This is a genomic window from Phormidium sp. CCY1219, assembly GCF_055795085.1.
Window position 1 is genome coordinate 1 of record NZ_JAYFEQ010000010.1, and the last position, 210, is coordinate 210.

Sequence of the window (210 nt, forward strand, 5' to 3'; positions counted from 1 at the left end):
TCATCGGAACCCGTCGAAACTGTAGAATCCTCGCGTGAGGAGACGACTCCCCCAGCGGAAATTGTCACCGAAACCCCGGTGAGTAATGCCACAGAAGTGGTAGAGAATGTAGGGGAAGAAACGGCTGTAGACGCCGAGACAGCAACTGCTAGCGAAGAAACAGCTAGCAATGTGGAAGCGGAAGAAACGGGAGGCGATCGCACCCCAATT

1 protein-coding gene is annotated in these 210 nt (G+C 54.3%); it reads left to right on the forward strand.

What is annotated here, in order from left to right:
• Positions 1–210, forward strand: a 210-nt coding sequence (locus AC0QH1_RS00230) for a hypothetical protein (RefSeq protein WP_324628741.1), incomplete at both ends; no start/stop codon positions are given.